This is a genomic window from Janthinobacterium sp. SUN073 (assembly GCF_030397665.1).
GTDB lineage: Bacteria > Pseudomonadota > Gammaproteobacteria > Burkholderiales > Burkholderiaceae_D > Janthinobacterium.
In genome coordinates, this window is the sequence record NZ_JAPUBT010000001.1 from 1,102,532 (window position 1) to 1,123,980 (window position 21,449).

Below are 21,449 nucleotides of genomic sequence, written 5' to 3' on the forward strand. Positions count from 1 at the left end.
GAAATCGAGTCAAGCGCGATTCGTCAGGTGCGTGCGGGCGGCTGGCCCATGGCGCGCAGGAAGGCTTGCTGCGAGGCGTGCAGCTGGCCATAACCGAGTTCGCGGTACACAAGACCGTGGCGTGGGGCCAGCTCGGCGATGATGCGCGCCAGCGCCGGGTAGTGGCGGTGGTTCCAGGTGGGGAACAGATGATGCGTCAGGTGCAGGTTCAAGCCGCCGAGCCAGTAGCCGAGCCAGCGCAGGCGCCGCGGTTGCGGCGTCCAGTCGCAGGCCGTGTAAAACGTGTGCTGGTACCAGTCGTGCGGCAGGGTGCCGTCCACGCCCGGCTGGAAAAATTCCACTTCGGCCCAGTGCGTGCCAAGGATCAGCGCCACCAGCGCGCACGAGGCGAGCATCTGGCCCACGAAATACGCGCCCAGCACCACGCCCCAGCCTATGCCCTGCTGCTGCAGCACCCACATGGGCAGCGCCAGCACCAGCGCCACGTGGCCCAGCTTCCAGCCCAGGAACGACAGCCAGCCGCGCCAGCCCTGCAAGCGGCTGTGCGCGGCCACGGGCGTCTTGCCGAAGCGGTCCAGCCAGTCGCCATACCAGTTCAAATACGGCAGCGACAGGGCCGCCACCACGGGCCAGTACAGGTATTGATAGCGGTACTGGGGCGACCAGCTTTGGTACGGCGTCTGGCGCAGGAAGGGATTCGGTTCCGTGTCGAGGTCATAGCCTTCCACGTTGGCATACGTGTGATGAAAGTGCACGTGGCGGATGGTCCAGAAATCCGTGTCCACGCCCACGGGCAAGCCCACCAGGCGGATCAGGATGCGGTTCAGGCGTCCCTGGCGGAAGACGGCGCTGTGGGCCGCGTCGTGCAGGGTATTCATGGCCAGCGCCATGGCCGCGACCAGGCAGGCGACATAGCTGGCGACAAACGGCCAGGTGCTGTCGGCGTTCAAGGCCAGCGCATACAGCCCCGCCGTCAACGCGGCCAGGAACACGGTCTTTGCATGCAGGCGCAGGTCGCCGAAGCGGTGCTTTCCCTCGCTGGCGAGATAGGCGTCGGCGCGCGCGCGCAATTCGCGGCGGAAGGCGGAATCGCGGGCTGGCTGGAAGCGCAGCGGCGGCAAGGAAGGCACAGGCGTCACGCGCGCGTCCCCGCCGCGGCCGGCCACCACAGGCGGCGCGCGCCATCGAGGCCATGCGCCAGCAGCGCGGCCAAAAACACCATGCCCCAGGCGTCGCGCGCGCCATACCAGCCCAGATACAGGACCGGCATGGCCAGCGCGATGGCGACCCAGGCGATGGCGCCCCAGCGGCGTGCATCGGACAGGCCGCCCAGCGCCAGCGTACCGCCAAAGATCAGCGCGAACAGGATGGCCTGCTGCGCGCCGGCCAGCGCCGCTTCGTGGTTGACGTAATAGATCACCAGGCCAAACAGGATCACGCCGCCGATGCCGATGAACAGTTCGGGCACCTCGAAAGTGCCGCGCGACTGCCAGTGGGGAAAGCGCGCGCGCAGCCATTTGAACAGTTTGCCGTTGCTGGCCAACAGGGGGTTGTGCGTGGGTGTCATGCCCTTCACGCCATAGCGCATTTCCACGCCTTCGAGTTCGGCCTGGAAGCTGCCGAACAGCCTGTCCCACAGCAGCAGGGTGCCGCCGAAATTGCGGTTGATGTAGCGTTTATCCGTGCCGTGGTGCACGCGGTGGTGCGACGGCGTCACCATGACTTTGTCGAGGATGCCGGACTTGTTCACCAGCGCGTTGTGGTTATACAACTGCACCGTGTAATGCAGCGACGAGACGACGAGGAAGATTTCCAGCGGCACGCCCAGCACGGCCAGGATGGCGATGAAGGGGAAATTCGTCAGCGACGAATACCAGGAATTGCGCACGCCCAGCGACAGATTGAAATGCTCGCCCTGGTGGTGCACCACGTGCACGGCCCACAGCAAAGGAATTTTGTGGTGCAGCCGGTGCATCCAGTAAAAGCACAGGTCCCAGGCAAAAAAAGCGAAGACCCATTGCGCCACCACGGGCCACTGGTCCACGATGTGCAGGTTCACATGGCGCAGCAGCAGGGCAAACGCGGCCACTTCCACGCCGCGGAACACCCACATCAGGATGTGGCCGGAATTGAGATTGAAAATGACGTCTTTCCACGGCACGGGGGTCTTGCGCACCCATTTGAGGATCAGCAGTTCGGCCAGCACGAAGGCCAGCATGACAAGGAAAGAGAGGGCAAAAGGATTCATCATGATGCGGTTTTGATGGAAATGGCGCGGCGGGCTGCCCAGAATACCTGCATTTTCGCCAACATGCCGCCCGCCACGCCCACGGCCAGGCCGGCGGCCAGGTCGATGCTCACGTGCCGGCGCAGTGCGATGATGGCGTAGCAGATGGCCACGCCCAGCGCCACAGCCAGTGCGGAGCGCAGCAGGTGGCGCTTGTCGCACAAGGCCCACACGCACAGCAATGTCAGGGCGCCATGCAGCGACGGCAGGCAGTTTTGCGTGGAGTCCGCCGACTGCAGCATGCGCAGCGCCTGCGTGCTCCAGGCATTGCCGTCACCCACGGGCGGATACGCGAGGGTGGTCGGGTACAGCAGGAAGACCACGCCGCACGCCAGCGCGGAGAGCGCCATGGCGCGCGCCAGCCAGCGCACGCGCGCCGCATCGGCCGCCAGGTAGGCGTACGGGATCAGGATGAAGAAGGACAGGTACAGCCAGATGGCCGCGTCGCTGTAGGGAATGGCGCGATCCAATGCCGTTTCCGGCAGCAGCACGCCCTGCCCTTGCAGCACATCGCTGGAAAAGTACACGAGGCCGACGCTGCCCCAGCCAGCCAGCAGATGCAGCAGGCGGCAGCGTACGGTCATGGAAGAAGGATTCATGCGCTCGCAAGGCGCCGGATGCGGCGCCGTTTCATGGTGGGGTCAAAGGGAGGCAGTTCGCCGCTCACCGTCCAGGCCAGGCCGTCGACGGCCACGCCCAGGCCGCGCAGCACCGCTGCCAGATGTGCGCGCAAGGCCGCCAGGCCCGCGTCGTCCAAAGCCGCATGCAGCAGCAAGGCGCTGTCGCCCTGCTGCACCAGGCGGTAGTCGGCGTCCGGCGGCAAGGCTTGCGCGAACGCGCGCGTCAGCACGTCGGCAAACACGGCGATGGGGGCGCCACTGCGTTCAGAGGGAAGCAGCAGCATGTCGTCGCAACGCCCTTCGATGCCATCGATGGCGCGTGTGGCGCGGCCGCAAGGGCATGGCGTGGCGCGGGCGAGCAAAATATCGTCGAGGCGGTAGCGCACGATGGGCTGCGTGATGCGCGTGAAGTCCGTAATCACGGGCACAAAACGACGTTCTTCAGCGTCGAGCCATTGCGGTTCGATGTGCACGTATTCCTCGTTCAGGTGCAGCACACCGTGCTCGCAGCTACTGGCAAGAAAACCCTCGGTGGCCTGGTAGATTTCATGCACGGCGCCGAACGCCTGCACGATCAGCGCGCGGTCCTGCGCTTCCAGCACTTCGGCCACCGAGATGACTTTTTTCGGCGCCAGCGCCAGGCTGCCATCGATGACACGCAAGGCCAGCTGGCGCAGCACCTGGGCCGGTGCGACGATGACGGAAGGTTGATAGCGCGCCAGCTGCGCGCACAGGCTGTCGAACGGTTCGAACAGGTCGTAGAAGGCAAAGGTCAGCCACGGCGAGCGCACGGCCGTGTACAGATTGCTGTTCGCGCGCAGGAACAGGGCGACTCTTTCGCCGGAAAACAGGCCGTCGGGCAGCGCCTTGGCCAGCATCACGCCTGCCCATTGGGCCTTTTCGCGGGGGCTGACGGTAAACACGGCGCGCCGCGACGAGGTGCCGGACGACAGGCCCACCGTGATGTCGCCGACGGCCGGCGTGAAGTCGCGGCTATGCTCGGCCGCCATGGCCGCGTCCATCGCCTGCGCCAGGGTGACGCCCTCGGTGTTCATGGCGTCGAAATGCTCGAGCATCAGCGCCTTGTTCATGGTGGGCCACTGCGCCAGGGGCAGCGCGCGATAGGCAGCGAAATAGCGGCTGCGCGCGCACAGCACATCGATGAAACGCGCCAGCTGCTCCTGCTGGTAGACGTCCAGCTGCGCGCGGTGTGTAAAACGCAGGCGGCGCGTGCGCCAGTACGACAGCAATAACCAGACAATACGCTTCACGGGCGGCCCGCCACAGGCAAATAATCGAGCGTATCTTCATGCGTGATGCGGATCTGCGCATTGCCCGACTGGTGCAGCTGGTACAGCCGGTTCAGGGTGGCGTAGTACGGCGCGCGCTTGTGCTGGATGAGGAACGACAATTCGGACGGCCCGCGCAGCTGCTGGAAACTCTCCGGCACCCAGGCCGCGTCCGATGCCAGCAAGGTCCAGCCGCCATCCTGCAGCACGAAGGCGCCCAGATGGCCGATGGCGTGGCCCGGCAGATCGACGATGTAAATCTCGCCCGTGCCGCTGACGTCGCGCCCGTGCGTGAATGGCAGCAGGGCCGCCGGCAAGGCCGTCTCGGGCACGCTTTCGACAAAAGCCAGGCGGTCGGCAATGTCGGGCGGCAGCAGCTCGGGCACGAAGGCCTGGCGCACGGCGGCCACGCCGGACAGGCCGCGCACGGCGTCCCAGCCCGTTTGGGAGGCCATCAGCCGCGCGCCGGGAAAGTCGCGCAGGCCGGCGATATGGTCGGCGTGGAAGTGCGACAGCAGCAAGGTGTGGATGTCGCCAGGCGATACGCCATGCGCGCGCAGCTGGCCCCGCAGCGATTCATTTTCGTCAAACGAAATCGGCGTCACCCACGCATACAGGCGGTACACGCCTTTCGACGTGGCGGCGCGGAAGTGTTCGGCGTAGCCGGTGTCCCACAGGTACAGGCCCGCGCGCGTCTCGATCAGGTAGGCGCGCGAGGGGAAGCAGCGGCTGGCCAGCCCGCTGCCTTTCAAGACCATGCACGAGGGATGGGTGCAGTGGCCGACACGAAACGCGGTGATGCTAGCCATTGCGCTCCTTGCCCACCTTGTGCGCCGCCGCTTCCTGGCGCATCCACTGCGCCGTCAGGGCGATGCCTTCCTGCAGGCTGACGATGGGACGGTAGCCGAGCACCTTGCGCGCCTTGGCGTTATCGAGCGTCATGTCGAAACTGAGCGCGCCGATGCTATAGGGTGTCAAGGATGGCTCGCGCCCCGTAAAACGCGAAGCGAACTGCATCAGGCGGGCAAGCAGCGCCAGCACGCGGTAAGGCACGCTGACGATCTGGAACGGCTGCTGCAAGTGCTCGCAAAACAGCGTGTGCAAGATGTCGCACAGGCGTGCCGGTTCGCCATTCGTGATGTTGAAGGCGGCACCGGAAGCGATGGTCTTGTGCACGGTGGCCAGCCACATCGCGTGCACGACGTTGTCGACATAGGTGACGTCGATGGTGACCGCGCCGCCGTTGGGCAGCGGCAGCTTGCCGCCGCGCTCCTGCAGCACGCGCGCCAGCCGCGGAATCAGCACCTGGTCGTACGGGCCGAAAATGGCGCGCGGACGCAGGATCACGCAGGTCATGCCGCGATGGCGGTCGACCGACTCCTGCACCAGCTTTTCCGCCATCGCCTTGGAGCGCGCATACGCGTTGACGAAGGCATCGGGGCGGAAGGTTTCCGGCACCTCGTAGCGGTTGCGGTAATCGAAATACATGGCCGGCGTGGAAATGTGCACGAAGCGCGCCACGTGCTGGCTGGCGGCCGCGCGCAGCAGCTGGCCCGTGGCCGTGACATTGGCGGCGATGAAGTCGCGCTCGGCGCCCCATGGCGAGGACAGCGCGGCGCAGTGCCAGACGGTGTCCATGCCGCGCACCAGTTCGTCGACCTGGCGCGGCGAGGCTTGCGCCAGATCGAGCGGCACAAATTGCGCGCCCATGCGCTCCAGTTCACGGCCCACGGCGGCGTTGCGACCCGTGGCGCGCACTTCCACGCCCTGCGCCAGCAGGGTGCGCACGGCATTGCGCCCCAAGCCCCCCGTCGCTCCCGTGACCAGTATCCGCCTCATCGCACCACCTTCACAGATCAAGAATCATGCCGCCGATGGTCAGGCCTGCAGCCGTGCCCATCATCAGCAAACGCTGGCCGGCCACGGCCCGCCCCGTCATCACCGCCTCGTGCAGGGCGGTGGGCAAGGAGGCAGCCACCTGGTTACCATGCGTTTCAAAGATCTTGATGATTTTAGCATCGGGAACGTCAAGGATGCGCGCCGCATGCGCGAGCCCCAATGGGCTGGCCTGGTGCGGCACGACCACATCGACTTTCTCCAGTCCCGCACCTGATTCGGCCATCAATTCCGCGAGGAAATCCGGCATCACCTTGACGGCCAGGCGGAATACGGCCTTGCCATCCATGCGGAACAGATAATCGCCCGGTTCGCAGCCGTTGCGCGGATTGCGCTCGGTGCCGCCGCCGCGGATTTCGCAATAGCGGCGCCCTTCCGGATACGTGCCCATCTTGTAGGCGCGGATGCCGGCGCTGCCGTCACCGCGCTCGACGATGACGGCGGCGGCGCCGTCACCAAAGATCATCGACGCTTCCGGCTCGCTCCAGTCGACGCCGCGCGAGGCGAGGTCGGACGAGACGATGGCGATGCGCCGGTAGGCGCCGCCGGCCAGCATGGACGCGGCCACGCGGAAGGCGGCCATGAAACTGAGGCAGCTGGCGTTGACGTCGAAGCTTTGCGTGCCGGGCGGCAAGCCTGCATGCTCGGCCACGAAGCAGGCCGTATTCGGCAAGGCTTGCTCGGGCACGCCGCAGGCGCAGATCAGCAGATCGATGTCGGATGGACGCAGGCTGGCGTTCTTCAGCGCGTCGAGCAGGGCGGCGGCGCCCAGCTGGCTTTGCGATTCATCGGGCGCGGCGACAAAGCGCGACAGCACGCCGCTCTTGCGCAGGGTGTAGCCAGCCGGATGGCCCAATTTCAGGTCCAGGCTTTCGGAAGTGACGCTGTGCGAGGGCACGGCTTTGCCCGTCGCGATCAGGCGAACTGGAATCATGTTTGCCTTTATGTAAGTTAAATACGAAAAAACACGGTTAATGGAGCGCGCTCAATCGAGTACCAGCGGCGGCAGCTTGACGCCGCAACTCTTGCAGAAACTGGCATCGTCATCGAGCCCTTCTTTCAGGCACGTGGGACAGGTACGCGTGGTGACCAGCTTGGAACTGCGCTGTACCGTCATTTCGGCACTGATAATGCCGGTAGGCACTGCCAGGATGCCCCAGCCGAGCAACATCATCAGCGAAGCGATGGTGCGCCCGATGTCGGTGCGCGGCGTGATATCGCCGAAACCCACCGTGGTCATGGTGCTGATGGCCCAGTATATCGATGTGGGGATGCTGCTGTAACCGTGATCCGGCCCTTCCACGACATACATCACAGTACCCAACAGAAAGACCACCATCATGACAAAAGACAAGAAAATGAGGATCTTGCGCCGGCTGGCCAGCAAGGCCCGCCCCAGCACCGTGTATTCATGCACATAGGACGTGAGCTTGAGGATACGGAACATGCGCAGCAGGCGCAAAATACGCACGTCGATCAGCACATGCGCGCCCGGCAGCAGCAAGCCGATGTAGGTCGGCACGATGGCCAGCAAGTCGATGACACCGAAAAAACTCTTGGCGTAGCGTACCGGATGCTGCAGGCACGACAGGCGGGCAAAATATTCGATGGTGAATAAAATGGTGAAAAACCATTCCAGCGCCGTCAGCCAGGTGCCATAGCGCTCGGCCACGGAGGCGACGCTGCTGAGCACGACCACCGTCACGCTGATCAGGATGGCGGCGATCAGCAGCAGGTCAAAGGCGCGGCCCGTGCGCGTTTCCGCCTCGAAAATGACGGTGTACACCTGCTCGCGCCAGCCCCGCTCGGGCTTGCCAAATTTTTGCTGCGTTTCCTGTGCCGCCAATTGCTGCGGCGTCAAGGGTGCCGCGCCGCTCTTCGTCGCGGCTTTCATGTGGGTAGTGTGCTCATATATTATTATTGTATAGATAATTTACAAAGCACGGCGACACGCACGATTGCGCTGCAGGTTTCACTACAACAACGCTACGACAGCTTTTTCGCCAGCAACACGGCATTACGCCGGTCGCGTTCGGCTTGCACGATGTCCGTCGTGCGCGCTTCCGACAGGCCCACCGTGTGCAGCACGGTGGCCGTCAGCTGCAGCGCCGACTCCAGCGCCTCGGGCACGACCAGGGTGGCGCCCGCCTGTATCAGGGCCACCGCATGCGCCTCGTCGCGCGCGCGCGCATACACGGGCAGCTGCGGATATTCGCGGCGGATCGATTTCACGGCATGCAGCACGGAGGCCGCATGGTCCATGGTCAGCACCACGGCGGCAGCCCGGTCCGCATTGACCTTTTGCAACAGTTCGGCGCGCGACGCATCGCCGAAATACACGGGGAAACCGCGCGGATGCAGGGTCGTCACCAGGCGCGCATCATTTTCAATCGCCACATACGCGATATCCTGTTCCGTCAGCACCTTGGCCAGCAACTGCCCCACCCGGCCGAAACCGGCGATGATGACGGTGCTGCCCTGCGGCGGCAACGCGCCGCGCGACAGGTCGGCCAGCTGATGGTGGTGGCGCCGTTCCCACCAGTTGCCGAACGCGCGCGCCGCCTTGGCCAGCGCCGGCGTGGCAAACAGGCTCAGGCCCACCACCAGCATGACGAATTGCGCCACCTGCGGACCGATCAGCTTGGTACCGAGCGCATACGCGACGACGATGAAGGCGAACTCGCCGCCCTGCCCCAGCAGCACGCCCGTTTCCACGGCGCGCCCCCAGTGAAAGCCGCCGATGCGGAAAATCACGCTGATGACCAGGGTTTTCAGCGCAAACAGGCTCAGCACGGCCAAGGGAATCAGAATCGGCGACTTGAAGATTTCGCGCACGTCGATCTGCATGCCCACGGACATGAAGAACAAGCCCATCAGCAAGCCCTTGAAGGGTTCGATCGTCACTTCCACTTCGTGGCGAAATTCCGTCTCCGCCAGCAGCAAACCGGCCAGCAAGGCGCCCAGCGCCATCGACAGGCCCGCCAGATACGTCAGGCCCGCAATGCCCAGAGTGCTGAGCAAGGTCAGAGCCATGAACACGTCCGGCTGGCGTTTCTTGACGAAAAACTGGAACAGCGGACGAATCACGCGGCGCCCCAGCAGATAGATCAGCAGGATGGCGCCCGCCGATTTCACGGCCGCAAAGCTGAGCAGATACGCCAGGTCGTCGCTGCGCCCGCTGGCGAACACGTCGATCAGGATAAACAGCGGCACCACCATCAGATCCTGGAACATCAAAATGGAAAAGCCCGCCTGGCCGCTTGGGGTCTGCAGCGAGCGCTGGTCGGTCAGCAACTGCATCACCACGGCCGTGGACGACAGCGACAGCACCAGGCCCAGCACGATGGACGCTTCCAGCGACAGGCCAAAATAGTACGCGACGCCGCCGATCAGGCAAGCGCTGACCGCCACCTGCCCCACGCCCGCGCCGAACACCCAGCGCCGCAGCGCCCACAACCGTTCCGTCGACAGTTCCAGGCCAATCATGAACATCAAAAACATCACGCCCAGCTCGGCCAGGCCGCTGACTTGCTCGGCACGCACGAACGAAAAATACGTCAGCCACGTGAAGTCACCGGCCCACAGGCCGAAGCCGAAGGGACCGAACAGGGCGCCGACGGCCAGGAAGCCGAGCACCTGGTTGACCTTCAGGCGTTGCAATAGCGGAATAAAAATCCCGGCCAGGGCGAGAAACAGCAGGGTTTCCCGCAAATACGGTAAGGCGTGTTGCTCTTCCAAAATAATCCTAACTAAATATCATTCTTGCTGAATTGGTAGTGTCGCATGCTGGGCCACGGCGAAGCAGGCCCACACGCGATATTTTTTGCCTAAGAGCAACACATCCGTTCTTATTTCGGCGGCGCCAGCATGTCCGCACGGGGGCGGTCCCAGCCCGGTACGTAGGCGGGACAAGGGCGGCTGCGGAACTGCTGTAGCTCCACGGTCGTAAAATTGGGCAGCATGCCGGGGTTGAAACGCACATCCGTCAGCTTATCCGCATGCAATCTGGGCATGCGGGCAAAGCGGAACCAGGCGTCGACATAGCAATTGTCTTCCTGCAGCGCGCGCAAGGCGGCCAGGCTGCCTGCCGCCTGCGCGGAGACGGCGATGCCGGGCGCCAGTTGCCGCCCTTGCTTGCCCGTCTCGGCCAGTCCGGCCGGGCAGGCGGCGGGCGCCAGCGACCCGGGCAGCAGGCTCAGGGTGCCGCGCCGCAAGGTGTACACGTCGGTCTTGCTGTCGAGCGAAACGTAAATCCAGCACAGCGGGTGGCTGGGGAAGGCCGTCATCGCCACATCCCACACGCGCGTGCCGGGGTCCAAGCGCTGCACGGCCGCCTCGATGCGCGTACGGCCGATGGCCGAGGCCACGCCCTGCGTGCCAATAAAAGTGGCGGCCAGCGCGAAGGCCAGCAGCAGCGCTCCCCGTCCCCGCTCACCGGCCCGCCCTTGCAGCACGGCCAGCACCACGCCCAGCCCCAGCAAGACAGCCAGCGAGGCAGGCGCCAGATAGGATTTATAGGTGAAGAAACACAGGGCCGCCGCCAAGGCGGCCAGCAGCACGCTTTTGACGATGCCATAGCGCAAGGACATGATCACGGGCACGCCCAGCAGCACCCAGAACATGGGTTCGACAATGAAGACCATGTCGCCATACAGCCAGCGGCTGTCGAACGGATAAAACGGGTGCAAGCCATAGGAATTGAGGAAATCCATGCCCATGTGCAAGCAGAATCCCAGCAACAGACAGGCCGCCAGGCCCACTCTGGCAGGTACGCTGCTTTTCAGCAAGCGGCGTGCGCCGGGCCACAGCAGCCACAGCAGTGCCAGCAACAACAGCGCCTGCGGCAAGGCCAGCAGCAAGGTATGCGTGTGGCCACGGTGGTGCAGCATATAGCCGAACGGGCGCGGCAGCAATCTGGTCAGCACCAGGTCCAGGTCGGGCGCGTTGCTGGCAAACCAGGCAGTAAACAGAAACAGCGCGCGCCGGGTGCGCTGCGCGGGGGCTTGCGGCTCGGGCGGCAGGCTGCGGTGTAGCAGTTCGCCGACCCCGAGGCCGATGACCGAATGTGTAATATTATCCATCGGGCAATTTTACAGGATGCGGCCACCCCAAGAGCAAAGGCTGGGGTCGTACCCTCAGGGTACGACCCCGGATTCTGCCATTGGACTTGTTCAATCAAGCGGTTACAGTGCCTGTAAATCTTCCCCGCGCATGCCCACCAGCAAGGCGCGGCCATCGGGCAGCACGCGGAACTCGCCATAGCGGGCCTTTTCCCAGCGCGCCGCCTCGCCTTCCTTGAAGAACCAGGCATCGCTGACCAGCACCCAGTTGCCATCCTTCGGCGTCAGCTCGAGCAGGAATTCGCCGGGCGCCAGCGCCTCTTTGGTGTACGGACGCAGCAGTTCTGCCACGCCGCGCGCATCGCGCCTGGCCACCACGAGGGGCCGGCCTGGCGCCCTGTCCACGCTGGCCAGGGTGCTCAGCACGCCGAGGTTGACGAAATTGAGGCGCATGTAATCGCCCTGCATCAGCGAGCGGGGATCGACGGGTTCCAGCGCCACGAAGATGGCTTGCCCCTTGGCGATCAGCTGCTCTTTCTGCCAGATGCCGCCATTGGCGACCAGCAGCACCAGCAGCAAGCCCCCAAGCACGCCGAGACGGACATTGCGGCTCTGGGTAGCCACAGCCGATGGTTTACTTTCCACCAGATGCAGCACGGCGCCGCGCGTAGCCAGCCACGACAGTGCGCACAGCACGGCGCCGGCCACGGCCAGCAACGCCGCCTTGCTGGCCAGCGGCCAGGCCAGCTGGTAATAAAAGCTGCCGATGATCCACGCCGCCGCCAGCGCAGCCGCCACGGCCACGCGCGTGCGCCCGCTCGTCACACAATACGCGAGGATCAGCAGCACGGGGCCCAGCGCCGGCATGAACCACGCCAGCACGACCAGCACCAGCGCCACGCCAATGGCGGGCAACTGGCGCAGCGCCGGCCAGCGCCATCCCGTCCAGACGGCCGCCGCCGTGGCCAGCACGAGCGACACCCCATTTAACGCCTGCGCATACCAGGCGCTGGTCTGGTGCCGGCTTACTTCGCGCGCCACGTCGCCGGCAATACCACCGCCCAGCGCACCACCCAGCATGAAGGTCATGCCGGACCAGAAGACCAGCCCCAGCAAGATGGCCAGGACCCACCCCGTCGACAGCGATTCCAGGAAGGCGGCGACGGGCGCGCCGCGGCCATCGTTGAAGGCCTGCTTCTGCAGCCAGTGCGCGCCCAGCCAGAGTGCCAGGGCCAGCATCCAGGCCAGATACAGTTGCGTTGGGTCGTTCTCGAAAATCCAGTCGCGCGTGCTATCGATGATGCCCAGTCCCAGCAAGCCGCAGGCGACCAGCCCCAGCAGCACACGCAGCCAATCGCGCGGCAGGGTAGCGGCCACCATCAGGCAGGCCAGGCACAGCAACAGCGAGGCAATCTGCGTGGAACAATCGCGGTACAGGGCATAGCCGAGCAAGCTGCCGCCCACCAGCAGGCAGGGCACGGCCAGCTGCTCGACAAACAGCGCCACGCCGCGCATGCGGATCAGCAGCACAGACACCACCAGCACGATGGCCGCCACGATATATGCGCCGGGACCGTGGCGCACCACGCTTTCCAGGCCCGCACCCAGCGCCAGGACCAGAGGGATGGCGGCCAGCCAGGCGCCGAAGGCCGTCATCAGCACCAGCGGCCACGGCCGGACATCCTGCACGGGACGGCTGGTACCCGACGGTAACAAACCGGCGCGCGTGGCGTCGTCGATCAAGGTGGCGAGCGCATCGGCTCGCTGACTGTTCATATTGCTCATGCCGCCTCCTGGCGCGTGCGCCACAAAATGCCTTGCACGGTGAGCGCCAACAGCACGGCCGCAAACAAGCCCAGCATCACCAGCCTGCCGATGCCATCGCCATTGCCACCGCCATTGAACAGCAGGTATCCCAGCCCCCACACCAGCAGGGTGTTCAGGCCCAGCGCGACGGCGCTCAGGCCGAACACGTCAAACAAGCTGCGCGTGGCCAGCAGGACGCCGGCGACGGCCAGTAAGCCCAGCCCGGCCCAGTACGGCGATTCGACCTCGCTGCCGAACAGGGCGCTGACGGCCGTGCCCGTGATGAGGATGGTGGCGAGCACCAGGCCCAGGCGCAAGGCCCAGCTGCCCGCGCCCGTCCAGCGCGCCAGCAGGGGCGAGACAAACGCACAGGCCAGCAGCACGGCCAGCCAGCCGCTGACGAAAATGCTCAGGTCGGCCGAATTGATGCGCCAGCTGTGGTGCGCATGCGCCTGCATCCACAAGGCCGCGGCCGTCGAAAAAATCAGCATCCACGGCGTCCACAGCACGTCGCTGCGCGCCACCAGGCACAGGGGCAAGGCCAGCGCGGCCCACAGGGCGAACAGCTGCCACGGATCGGCGCCCGTCTGGTACGTCTGGCCGAAATACGCGAACAGGCCGCCGATGGCCAGCAAGGCCATCAGCAACAGCGGCACGCGCGCCTTGGGTACGGCGAAGGCCCCCACGCAGGCGGCGGCCAACACGCCTTGCAGCAGGGCAAAGCGGCCCATGCGACCCAGGTCTTCCCAGTTGGCGGCCACCCAGCAGATCAATCCCATGCCCAGCAAGGCGGCGCCCAGCACGGCGACGCCGCGCGGCAGCCAGTAGGCCAGGCGCGCGGGTTCGCGCTGGAAGCCGGCCACTTCCTGCAACTGCCGGGTTTGTCGGGCATCGAGCGCATGGGCCGAGGCGAGTTGATACACGGCGAGGCGTAAATCCATCGTCTGCTTTCTTTGTCAGGAAATAGGGGGCGTCAGGTCAGCGCTCGACGTTCACGCCGCGCCAGAAGGCGACGTGGCCGGCAATTTGCTTGGCGGCATCCTTGGGCTGGGGGTAATACCAGGCGGCGTTGGCATTCGTCTGGCCATCGACGACAAGGTCGTAATAGCTGGCCGTGCCCTTCCACGGGCAGATGCTGGTGTGGCTGCTGGGACGCAGGTAGGCCTGCGTCACCTTGGACAAAGGAAAATATATATTGTTTTCAACGACTTGCACCTGATCGTCGGCCGCTTGCGCGATGACGACACCATTCCAGCTGGCTGTTGGCATTTGACTATCCTCCTTCTGCGCCGAGTGTAGCGCAAAAAGTCTGTCATGGCGCGCGCCATTGGCGCCCCGCTCAGGCGCCGCTGATGATCTGGCGCAAGGCTTGCTCAAACACTTCGGGCGGCTGGCCGCCGGAAATCAGGTGGCGCTCGTTGATGATGACGGCAGGCACCGAGTTGATGCCGTTCTGCTGGTAGAACCGCTCCTGCGCGCGCACCTCGTCCGCGTAGGCATCGGAGGCCAGCACCTCGGCCGCCTTCACGGTATCGAGGCCCACCTTGCCGGCCACGGCCAGCAGCACCTCGTGCGAGGACGGATTCTGGCCCTGCGTGAAATACGCATCGAACAGCGCCATCTTGAGTGCCTTCTGGCGCCCTTCGATCTCGGCCCAGTGCAGCAAACGGTGCGCATCAAACGTGTTGTAGATGCGGCCGCGCTTGTCCATGGCAAAGGTAAAGCCCAGCTGCTCGCCGCGCGCGCGGATCGCTTCGCGCGACTGCGCCATCTGTTCCGGGGTGGAACCGTATTTGCGGGCGATGTGTTCGCCGATATCCTCGCCTTCGGCCGCCATATTGGCGTTCAGCTCGAAGGGCTGGAAGTGGATCTCGGCCTGGACGGTGCCGTCCAGCTTGGCCAAGGCTTGCTCCAGCGATTTCAGGCCGATCACGCACCAGGGGCAGGAAACGTCAGAAACGAAATCGATACGGATGGGAACGGGTGTGGCGGAGGAGGTGGGGACAGTCATGGGGGCAGCCTTTGCGCGAGTCGGTGGCGGCCGCACCGCGCGGCGCCGCAAGCACAGCATATGCGTGCGGGCCGCGGGAAATCAAGCGCTTACTTTTTCTTGACGGGCGCCTTGGCCCCATCCTTCTTGCCGCCGATCTTGCTTTCCTTACCAGAGAGCAAGTTTGCGATGTTCTGGCTGTGGCGGTAAGCCAGCAGCACGCTCATGACGATGACGGCCAGCAAGATGGGATCGACGCCGAACAGCAAGCCATAGTAAAACGGCGCGAACAGGGCCGCCACCAGGGCTGCCAGCGAAGAATAGCGAAACGCGTAGGCGATGATCAGCCAGGTGGCCAGGGTCGCCAGGCCCAGCCAGGGATTAATCCCCAGCAACACACCGAGGGCCGTGGCCACGCCCTTGCCGCCGACGAAGCGGAAGAACACGGGCCACAGATGGCCGAGGAAGACGGCGATGGCCACCAGCGCCACGGCCGTGTCGCCCACGCCCAGCGCGCTGGCAAAATGGTCGGCCAGGAACACGGCCAGCCAGCCCTTGGCGCCATCGCCCAGCAAGGTCATGATGGCCGCGCCCTTGTTGCCGCTGCGCAGCACGTTGGTGGCGCCCGGATTTTTCGAGCCATAGGTGCGCGGATCGGCAATGCCGTAGACCTTGCTCATCACCACGGCAAACGATATCGAGCCGAGCAAGTAAGCGGCCACTGTCATTGCCACGGTTGTGATTACTGGATTCATTTCTTCCCTTTATTATGTTTATTGCACCAGCGTCGAGGCTGGCGCAGCAGAATATACACCATGCTCCATGCCCCGCAACAGGCTTTGGACGATTTCCTTAATCCTGCAGCGCGCACTGCACCGGCTTGGCCTTGAGCAAATCCATGAGCACCTGCGGCGCCAGCGAGACGAGAAAACCGCGCCGCCCGCCATTGATGTAGATGCGTTCGAGCGCCAGGATGGATTGCTCCACGTACACGGGCATCGCTTTTTTGGTGCCGAACGGCGAGGTGCCGCCGATCATGTAGCCGGAATGGCGCTGCGCCACCTCGGGCTTGCACGGCTCGACGGACTTGCAGCCGATGCCACGCGCCAGGTTCTTGGTCGATACCTTGCAATCGCCATGCATGAGCACGATCAACGGCTTGGCCGCCTCGTCCTGCATCACCAGGGTCTTGATCACCGCGTGTTCCGGCACCCCCAGCTCGCGCGCCGAGACGCTGGTGCCGCCGTGCTCCTCGTAGGGATATGGGTGTTCATCGAAGGCAACCTGATGCTTGCGCAGCAGCTGCGTCGCCTGAGTTTCGGAAATATGCTCTTTTTTAGCCATGCGTGATACGCTGATCGTTCAGTGAGGAGTGCTAATTATGCAGCAAGAAATCCGCTTTGCCACATTCAATGTCTGCAACCTTGCCCCCGCCGGGGCGAAATTGTATGACAACCTGGAACCGTTGAGCCCGGCGCAATACGACGCCAAGGCGGAATGGACGGCGCGGCAAATCGACTTGCTCGACGCCGACGTGATTGGTTTCCAGGAAATTTTCTCGCAAGCGGCCCTGCGCGACGTGCTGTCGCGCACGCGCCATTACCGCGCAGCCGCCCTGGCCGGCCACGATGCGATGGACGCGGCCGGACGCATGCTGCCTACGGTGGCGCTGGTGTCGCGCCTGCCGCTGGCCGGCGCCGGAGTTGCCTGGACGAACTTCCCGGCCGGCGTGAGCGTATCCGCCGAAGACAATGTCTGCCGCTTCGCCCGCGCACCACTGCACGTGCAGGTCATCTTGCCTGGTGGACAACTCACGGATGTGGTCGTGGTGCACTTGAAATCGCGCCGGCCCGACTACCGCCATGGCGACGGCAACGATGCCATCGCCTACGCACTGGCCAACCTGCGCTCGCTGCAGCGGCGCGGCGCGGAAGCGGTGGCCCTGCGCGTGCTGGCAAGCGAACTGGGCCACAGCAGCCGTCCCCGCATCGTGCTCGGTGACTTCAACGACATCGCCAATGCCGTCACCACGTCCATCGTCATGGGCGCGGGCGCACCGTGCGAACCAGGCATGGAAATGCGAGAACGCCTGTACGACGCCAACGCCATCGCCCTGCGCCAGGATGCGGCGCGCCACGCGGGCTACACGAATATCCACGACGGCGCCTACATGACGATCGACCATATCCTCGTCTCCGAGCATTTCCACGCCGCCTCGCCGCGCGCCATCGGCGTGCTGCAGGAAGTCACGTATATCAACGACCATTTGCTGCTGGGCCTGCCGCACGCCTCCGACCATGGCCAGGTGCTGGCGCGCATCAAGCTGCTGGGAAACATTAACTAGTTCAATAACTTCGCCAGCGCACTGCCCTCGACTTGCGCGCTGGCATAGCGCCCCTGGTATTGCTGGCAGCCCTGCCCCCGCAGATAGGCCAGCTGCTGCGCCGTTTCCACGCCTTCGGCAATCACCGTCAATTGCAGTTCGCGCGCCATGGCGATGATGGTGGCGGCGACCATCGTGTCGGATTCGCCTGCCGCGCCGTCCGCCGCGGCGGGCAGGAAGGATGGGTCGATCTTGAGTTTATCCACCGGGTAATGGCGCAGATTGGCCAGGCGCGAATAGCCGGTACCGAAGTCATCGATGGCCAGCCTTGCGCCCAGCGCGCGCAGCTGCGCCAGCACGCCAGCCAGGCGCGCGCCGCCCTTCATCAGCAAGGACTCCGTCACTTCCAGTTCCAGGCAGGCGGCAGGCAAACCCGACACGGCCAGCGCCTCTTGGACGCTGAGCAATAAATTATTGTGCAGGCATTGCGCCGGCGACAGGTTCACGGCCACGCGCCAGGCCTGGCCCGCATCGTGCCAGGCGCGCGCGCGCCGGCAAGCTTGCTGCAGCACCCAGTTGCCAATCGATACCATCAAGCCACACTCCTCGGCCACGGCGATGAAGCGCTCGGGCGGCAGCACGCCCAGTTGCGGGTGGCGCCAGCGCAACAACGCTTCGGCGCCGACGATTTGCCCGCTGGTAACATCGAGCGCGGGCTGGAACTCCAGCACAAATTCATCGCGGCCCAGCGCGGCGCGCAAGCCCTGCTCCAGGCTGGCCCGCTCGATGATTTGCGCATTCATCTCGGCATTGAAAAACTGGAAATTGTTACGCCCGCCTTCCTTGGCATGGTACATGGCGATATCGGCGTTGTGCACGAGGGTCTCGATGCTGTCGCCATCGCTGGGAAAGATGGCCACGCCGATCGAGGTCGACACCTGCAGTTCGTATTCGCCCAGCTGATAGGGCTGCGTGACGGCATGCAGCAGGCTGGACGCCACATGGGCCACCTGGTCGATGCCGCCCACCTCGGCCAGGATGATGACGAACTCGTCGCCGCCATGCCGGCTGACGGTATCGACGCCGCGCACGCAGCGCACCAGGCGCCGCGCCACTTCCTTGAGCAGCAAATCGCCCACGTGGTGGCCCATGCTGTCATTGATGTGCTTGAAGTGGTCGAGGTCCAGGTACAGGATGGCCAGCATGCTCAGCTTGCGTCGCGCGGCCGCCAGCGCCTGCGACAGCCGGTCCAGCAGCAGTACCCGGTTCGGCAAGTCGGTCAGGAAATCATGCTCGGCCAGGTGGCGCGTGTGCTCCTCGTTTTTCTTGCGCTCACTGATATCGTTGAGGATGGCCAGGTAATTGCTCAATTGCCCCTGGCTGTCGCGGATGGCCGTCAGCGACAGCCAGGCCGGGTAGCGCCCGCCCGCCTTGCGCTGGCCCGCGATATCGCCTTGCCAATAGCCGTTGGCCTCGACTTCGTCCCACACGTGGTCGAAAAACGCCGGCGCATCCGGCTCCACGCCGTGCTGGACGAAAGGCTTGCCCAGCATGTCGTCCAGGCTGTAGCCGCTGATTTCGCTGTACGCGGGATTCATGCTGACGACGCGCTGCTGCGGGTCCATCACGACGATGGCGACACTGGCATGCTCGATGACCTGTACCGACAGGTACAGAGCCCGCTCGGCCAGTTTGCGCGAGGAAATATCGCGGATCACGGCGTAAAACAGATAGGTATGGTCGAGCGTGACGGAAGTGAGCAGCACCTCGCCCCAGAACAGCTGGCCCGCGCACGTCTGATAGCGCCAGTCGTAGCGGCAGTTGCCGTCGGCGTGGGCCTGCGCCGCCAGTTGCGTGCCGCGCAACGACGACAAGGCGCCATCGGGCTGGCGCAGCGGCGAAAAGTCGCTGAGGCGGCGCCCCAGCAGGCGTGGCCGGTCTTCACATTGAAACAGGGCAATGGCAGCCGGATTGGCTTCGGCGATGTACTCGTCGCGCAGCAGTACGATGGCGTCGGCGGACTTGTCGTACAGCTGGCGAAAATTGTCGCCCATCAGCAGCAAGGCACCCTGCGCGGCGCCATCCTGGCCGCTGGCCGTGATGTCGACATCGATGCACACCACTTGCCGCACACGTCCGGACTGGATGACGGGAAACACGGTGGAACAGATGCAGCGCGGCGCGGCCCCGTCGGCGTCCAGCTTCCACAGGCGTGTGCTGCGCGCCTTGCCGCTCTCCCACACGGCCGCCAGTTCGCCGGAGACATCCTCGGCCAGGCTGGCGGCATCCGGCAGCGAAGCGGCCACCCTGGCCCACGGCTGGCCCAGCGCCAGCTCGGCCGCCACGCCATACAGGCGCGCCGCACCTAAGCTCCAGTAGCGCACGATGCCGTCGCGGTCGATGCCACGCACGGCCAGGCCAGGCGCCTGTTCGACGGCGGCAACGATGATGGACAGCAAGTCCAATGCCTTGCCGGCCGGCCCCGCCTGCGGTTCGGCAGCGGCAAGCAGGCGCCCCGGCGACGGCGCGGCTCCGACAATCCGATCAGACATCAGGCCCCCGTGGCGCGGCCGCGCGGCAACCGGCGGGCGTGTGGCCTGTCCGGTGGCGCAACCATCCCGACCATTCTTGCGCGCCGGCGAATCGGCTTCTTGAGGATGCGCAAGCATCGTGACGTGCACGGCGGGCATGCTTACTGTGGTCTCCGGTCGCCGTTTTTTGCATTCCAGCCCCGATTTTGTGCAATCTGTCGCACGGCGATGGCGGCCGGACTTGAATCTTCCTAAAGTGGCAACATGCGCATCGCCGTGAACGGCCGCAGCGGCAGGCGTGCTGCCTGCGGCCGCCACGGCGATGCGCTACCCGAATTCCCTCCCGGCCAGCGACAGGCCGGGTCCGCACCGAGACCTGGCTCCGAGCCCCTGCGCCGCTCCTGAAAAAAACCTATGAAAAACGAGACCCTGCCCCCCGCCTCTCCCCTTGCCGCCACGCGCCGCCGGCGCTGGCGCACCCCCGTGCTGATCCTGGTCGTACTGGGTCTGGCCGGGGGCGGATGGACAGTGATGCAATCGAAGCAGCAAGCCGCCAAGACGGCCGAATTGCAAGCGAGCAAGAAAAAGGAGCAGGCAAAGTCCGCCGTGCATGAACTGGCGCAGGGCGACGTGGCCGCCATCGATGCGCGCGCGCTGACCATCAGCCTGCCCCTTGCCGGCTCGCTGGCGCCCGTGACCCAGGCTACCATCAAGGCCAAGGTCTCCGGCGTGATCCAGGAAACGACCTTGCAGGAAGGCCAGCAAGTGGCCAACGAGCAAATCCTCGTGCGCCTGGATGCGGCCGACCTGCGCGCCCGCCTGACGCAGCAGCAAGCCATGCTGGACGAAGCGCAGGCGCGCCTGTCCATGGCGGCCAAGAACGAGGCGAACAGCCAGGCCCTGCTCAAGCAAAAATACATTTCGCAGACGGCCTACGACACCACGCAAAACTCGGTCGACCTGGCGCGCGCCAACGTCAAGTCCGCCGCCGCCATGGTCGATATCGCCCGCATCGCGCTGGCCGATACGGTGATCCGCGCACCGATGGCCGGCATCGTCAGCAAGCGCCACCTGCAGGCCGGCGAAAAAGTCTCGCCCGACATGCCCGTCTACACCATCGTCAACCTGGCGCAGCTGACCCTGGAAGCGCCTGTGCCCAGCGCGGACATTCCCCGCATCAAACTGGGGCAAGACGTGCATTTCAAGGTCGACGGCTTCGGCGCGCGCGACTTCGCCGGCAAGGTCACGCGCATCAACCCCACCACCGAGAGCGGCTCGCGCGCCATGCTGGTCTACATCGCCGTCGACAATGGCGATGGCGCGCTGCGCGGTGGCATGTTCGCCAAGGGCAGCATCGTCACCGAGCGCTCGCCCGTGGCGCCACTGGTGCCGCTGACGGCCGTGCGCCATGAAAAGCAGGGCCCCGTCGTGTACGCGCTGGTGGGCAACAAGGTCGTCGCCCAGCCCATCACACTGGGACTGCGCAACGAGGATGAAGGCTATGCGGAAGTCAAATCCGGCCTGGTGCCGGGCGCCAAAGTCATCGTCGCCAAACTCGATGGCGTGAAACCTGGCCACAGCGTGACCTTCGCCGCGCCCGCCGCCGCCCCTGCTGCACCAGCGGCCGTGCTGGCACGGAAGGATTAA

General features: G+C 65.0%; 19 protein-coding genes. 2 read left to right on the plus strand and 17 right to left on the minus strand.

Annotated elements, in window-relative coordinates; all coding sequences use genetic code 11:
- Positions 1–23: 23 nt before the first annotated feature.
- The 16 genes from O0882_RS04995 to ybaK all read right to left on the minus strand — a co-directional run bounded on the left by O0882_RS04995 (position 24) and on the right by ybaK (position 16,292).
- Entirely contained in the window at positions 24–1,139 is a 1,116-nt protein-coding gene (locus O0882_RS04995; RefSeq protein WP_289945818.1) for an acyl-CoA desaturase, read from the minus strand.
- Positions 1,136–2,251, minus strand: a complete 1,116-nt coding sequence (locus O0882_RS05000; protein WP_289945820.1) for a sterol desaturase family protein — start codon at positions 2,249–2,251, stop codon at positions 1,136–1,138. The genes O0882_RS04995 and O0882_RS05000 overlap by 4 nt, the downstream gene beginning before the upstream one ends.
- A complete protein-coding gene (locus O0882_RS05005; RefSeq protein ID WP_289945823.1) occupies positions 2,248–2,886 on the minus strand; it encodes a phosphatase PAP2 family protein in 639 nt (212 codons plus the stop codon). The genes O0882_RS05000 and O0882_RS05005 overlap by 4 nt, the downstream gene beginning before the upstream one ends.
- Positions 2,883–4,178, minus strand: coding sequence for a F390 synthetase-related protein (locus O0882_RS05010; RefSeq protein WP_289945826.1), 1,296 nt, complete (start codon positions 4,176–4,178; stop codon positions 2,883–2,885). Before O0882_RS05010 ends, O0882_RS05005 begins: the two co-directional genes overlap by 4 nt.
- On the minus strand, positions 4,175–5,005 hold the full coding sequence (locus O0882_RS05015; protein WP_289945828.1) for an MBL fold metallo-hydrolase: 831 nt from the start codon (positions 5,003–5,005) through the stop codon (positions 4,175–4,177). Before O0882_RS05015 ends, O0882_RS05010 begins: the two co-directional genes overlap by 4 nt.
- Entirely contained in the window at positions 4,998–6,035 is a 1,038-nt protein-coding gene (locus O0882_RS05020) for an SDR family NAD(P)-dependent oxidoreductase (protein ID WP_289945831.1), read from the minus strand. Before O0882_RS05020 ends, O0882_RS05015 begins: the two co-directional genes overlap by 8 nt.
- A gap of 10 nt (positions 6,036–6,045) precedes the next feature.
- Positions 6,046–7,026 (minus strand): 3-oxoacyl-[acyl-carrier-protein] synthase III C-terminal domain-containing protein, encoded by a 981-nt coding sequence (locus O0882_RS05025; protein ID WP_289945833.1) that lies wholly within the window; start codon positions 7,024–7,026, stop codon positions 6,046–6,048.
- 51 nt (positions 7,027–7,077) lie between these two features.
- On the minus strand, positions 7,078–7,986 hold the full coding sequence (locus O0882_RS05030) for an ion transporter (RefSeq protein ID WP_289945835.1): 909 nt from the start codon (positions 7,984–7,986) through the stop codon (positions 7,078–7,080).
- Between the two features lie 92 nt (positions 7,987–8,078).
- Complete coding sequence (locus O0882_RS05035) at positions 8,079–9,830, minus strand: cation:proton antiporter (RefSeq protein WP_289945838.1); 1,752 nt, start codon at positions 9,828–9,830, stop codon at positions 8,079–8,081.
- A 110-nt stretch (positions 9,831–9,940) separates the two neighbouring features.
- Positions 9,941–11,173: a metal-dependent hydrolase gene (locus tag O0882_RS05040; RefSeq protein ID WP_289945839.1), complete on the minus strand. Its 1,233-nt coding sequence runs from the start codon at positions 11,171–11,173 to the stop codon at positions 9,941–9,943.
- A 102-nt stretch (positions 11,174–11,275) separates the two neighbouring features.
- Entirely contained in the window at positions 11,276–12,937 is a 1,662-nt protein-coding gene (locus O0882_RS05045) for a GDYXXLXY domain-containing protein (protein ID WP_289945840.1), read from the minus strand.
- Positions 12,934–13,899, minus strand: a complete 966-nt coding sequence (locus O0882_RS05050) for a DUF2157 domain-containing protein (protein WP_289945842.1) — start codon at positions 13,897–13,899, stop codon at positions 12,934–12,936. Before O0882_RS05050 ends, O0882_RS05045 begins: the two co-directional genes overlap by 4 nt.
- A 37-nt stretch (positions 13,900–13,936) precedes the next feature.
- The gene (locus O0882_RS05055) at positions 13,937–14,227 is read right to left on the minus strand and encodes a DUF427 domain-containing protein (protein WP_289945843.1); all 291 of its coding nucleotides are present in this window, start codon (positions 14,225–14,227) and stop codon (positions 13,937–13,939) included.
- A 70-nt stretch (positions 14,228–14,297) separates the two neighbouring features.
- Positions 14,298–14,969: a DsbA family oxidoreductase gene (locus O0882_RS05060; RefSeq protein ID WP_289945844.1), complete on the minus strand. Its 672-nt coding sequence runs from the start codon at positions 14,967–14,969 to the stop codon at positions 14,298–14,300.
- Between the two features lie 89 nt (positions 14,970–15,058).
- Positions 15,059–15,703 carry a glycerol-3-phosphate 1-O-acyltransferase PlsY gene (gene plsY, locus O0882_RS05065; RefSeq protein WP_289945846.1) on the minus strand — a complete coding sequence of 215 codons (645 nt, stop codon included), beginning with the start codon at positions 15,701–15,703 and terminating at the stop codon, positions 15,059–15,061.
- 97 nt (positions 15,704–15,800) lie between these two features.
- A complete protein-coding gene (ybaK, locus tag O0882_RS05070) occupies positions 15,801–16,292 on the minus strand; it encodes a Cys-tRNA(Pro) deacylase (protein ID WP_289945847.1) in 492 nt (163 codons plus the stop codon).
- A gap of 37 nt (positions 16,293–16,329) precedes the next feature.
- Here ybaK and O0882_RS05075 point away from each other — a divergent pair, with 37 nt between their 5' ends.
- The gene (locus O0882_RS05075; protein ID WP_289945849.1) at positions 16,330–17,292 is read left to right on the plus strand and encodes an endonuclease/exonuclease/phosphatase family protein; all 963 of its coding nucleotides are present in this window, start codon (positions 16,330–16,332) and stop codon (positions 17,290–17,292) included.
- Here O0882_RS05075 and O0882_RS05080 read toward each other — a convergent pair.
- Positions 17,289–19,823 (minus strand): EAL domain-containing protein, encoded by a 2,535-nt coding sequence (locus O0882_RS05080; RefSeq protein ID WP_289945850.1) that lies wholly within the window; start codon positions 19,821–19,823, stop codon positions 17,289–17,291. The genes O0882_RS05075 and O0882_RS05080 overlap by 4 nt on opposite strands.
- A 393-nt stretch (positions 19,824–20,216) precedes the next feature.
- Here O0882_RS05080 and O0882_RS05085 point away from each other — a divergent pair, with 393 nt between their 5' ends.
- On the plus strand, positions 20,217–21,449 hold the full coding sequence (locus O0882_RS05085; RefSeq protein WP_289945851.1) for an efflux RND transporter periplasmic adaptor subunit: 1,233 nt from the start codon (positions 20,217–20,219) through the stop codon (positions 21,447–21,449).

Bases quoted from the DNA above. Each gene is read 5' to 3' on its own strand.
- O0882_RS05050 (WP_289945842.1), bottom strand. From the start codon at position 13,899: ATGGATTTACGCCTCGCCGTGTATCAACTCGCCTCGGCCCATGCGCTC.
- O0882_RS05085 (WP_289945851.1), top strand. From the start codon at position 20,217: ATGAAAAACGAGACCCTGCCCCCCGCCTCTCCCCTTGCCGCCACGCGC.
- O0882_RS05030 (WP_289945835.1), bottom strand. From the start codon at position 7,986: ATGAAAGCCGCGACGAAGAGCGGCGCGGCACCCTTGACGCCGCAGCAA.
- O0882_RS05025 (WP_289945833.1), bottom strand. From the start codon at position 7,026: ATGATTCCAGTTCGCCTGATCGCGACGGGCAAAGCCGTGCCCTCGCAC.
- O0882_RS05000 (WP_289945820.1), bottom strand. From the start codon at position 2,251: ATGATGAATCCTTTTGCCCTCTCTTTCCTTGTCATGCTGGCCTTCGTG.
- O0882_RS05075 (WP_289945849.1), top strand. From the start codon at position 16,330: ATGCAGCAAGAAATCCGCTTTGCCACATTCAATGTCTGCAACCTTGCC.
- O0882_RS05055 (WP_289945843.1), bottom strand. From the start codon at position 14,227: ATGCCAACAGCCAGCTGGAATGGTGTCGTCATCGCGCAAGCGGCCGAC.
- O0882_RS05020 (WP_289945831.1), bottom strand. From the start codon at position 6,035: ATGAGGCGGATACTGGTCACGGGAGCGACGGGGGGCTTGGGGCGCAAT.
- plsY (WP_289945846.1), bottom strand. From the start codon at position 15,703: ATGAATCCAGTAATCACAACCGTGGCAATGACAGTGGCCGCTTACTTG.
- O0882_RS05040 (WP_289945839.1), bottom strand. From the start codon at position 11,173: ATGGATAATATTACACATTCGGTCATCGGCCTCGGGGTCGGCGAACTG.
- O0882_RS05080 (WP_289945850.1), bottom strand. From the start codon at position 19,823: ATGTCTGATCGGATTGTCGGAGCCGCGCCGTCGCCGGGGCGCCTGCTT.
- O0882_RS05015 (WP_289945828.1), bottom strand. From the start codon at position 5,005: ATGGCTAGCATCACCGCGTTTCGTGTCGGCCACTGCACCCATCCCTCG.
- O0882_RS05060 (WP_289945844.1), bottom strand. From the start codon at position 14,969: ATGACTGTCCCCACCTCCTCCGCCACACCCGTTCCCATCCGTATCGAT.
- O0882_RS05005 (WP_289945823.1), bottom strand. From the start codon at position 2,886: ATGAATCCTTCTTCCATGACCGTACGCTGCCGCCTGCTGCATCTGCTG.
- O0882_RS05045 (WP_289945840.1), bottom strand. From the start codon at position 12,937: ATGAGCAATATGAACAGTCAGCGAGCCGATGCGCTCGCCACCTTGATC.
- ybaK (WP_289945847.1), bottom strand. From the start codon at position 16,292: ATGGCTAAAAAAGAGCATATTTCCGAAACTCAGGCGACGCAGCTGCTG.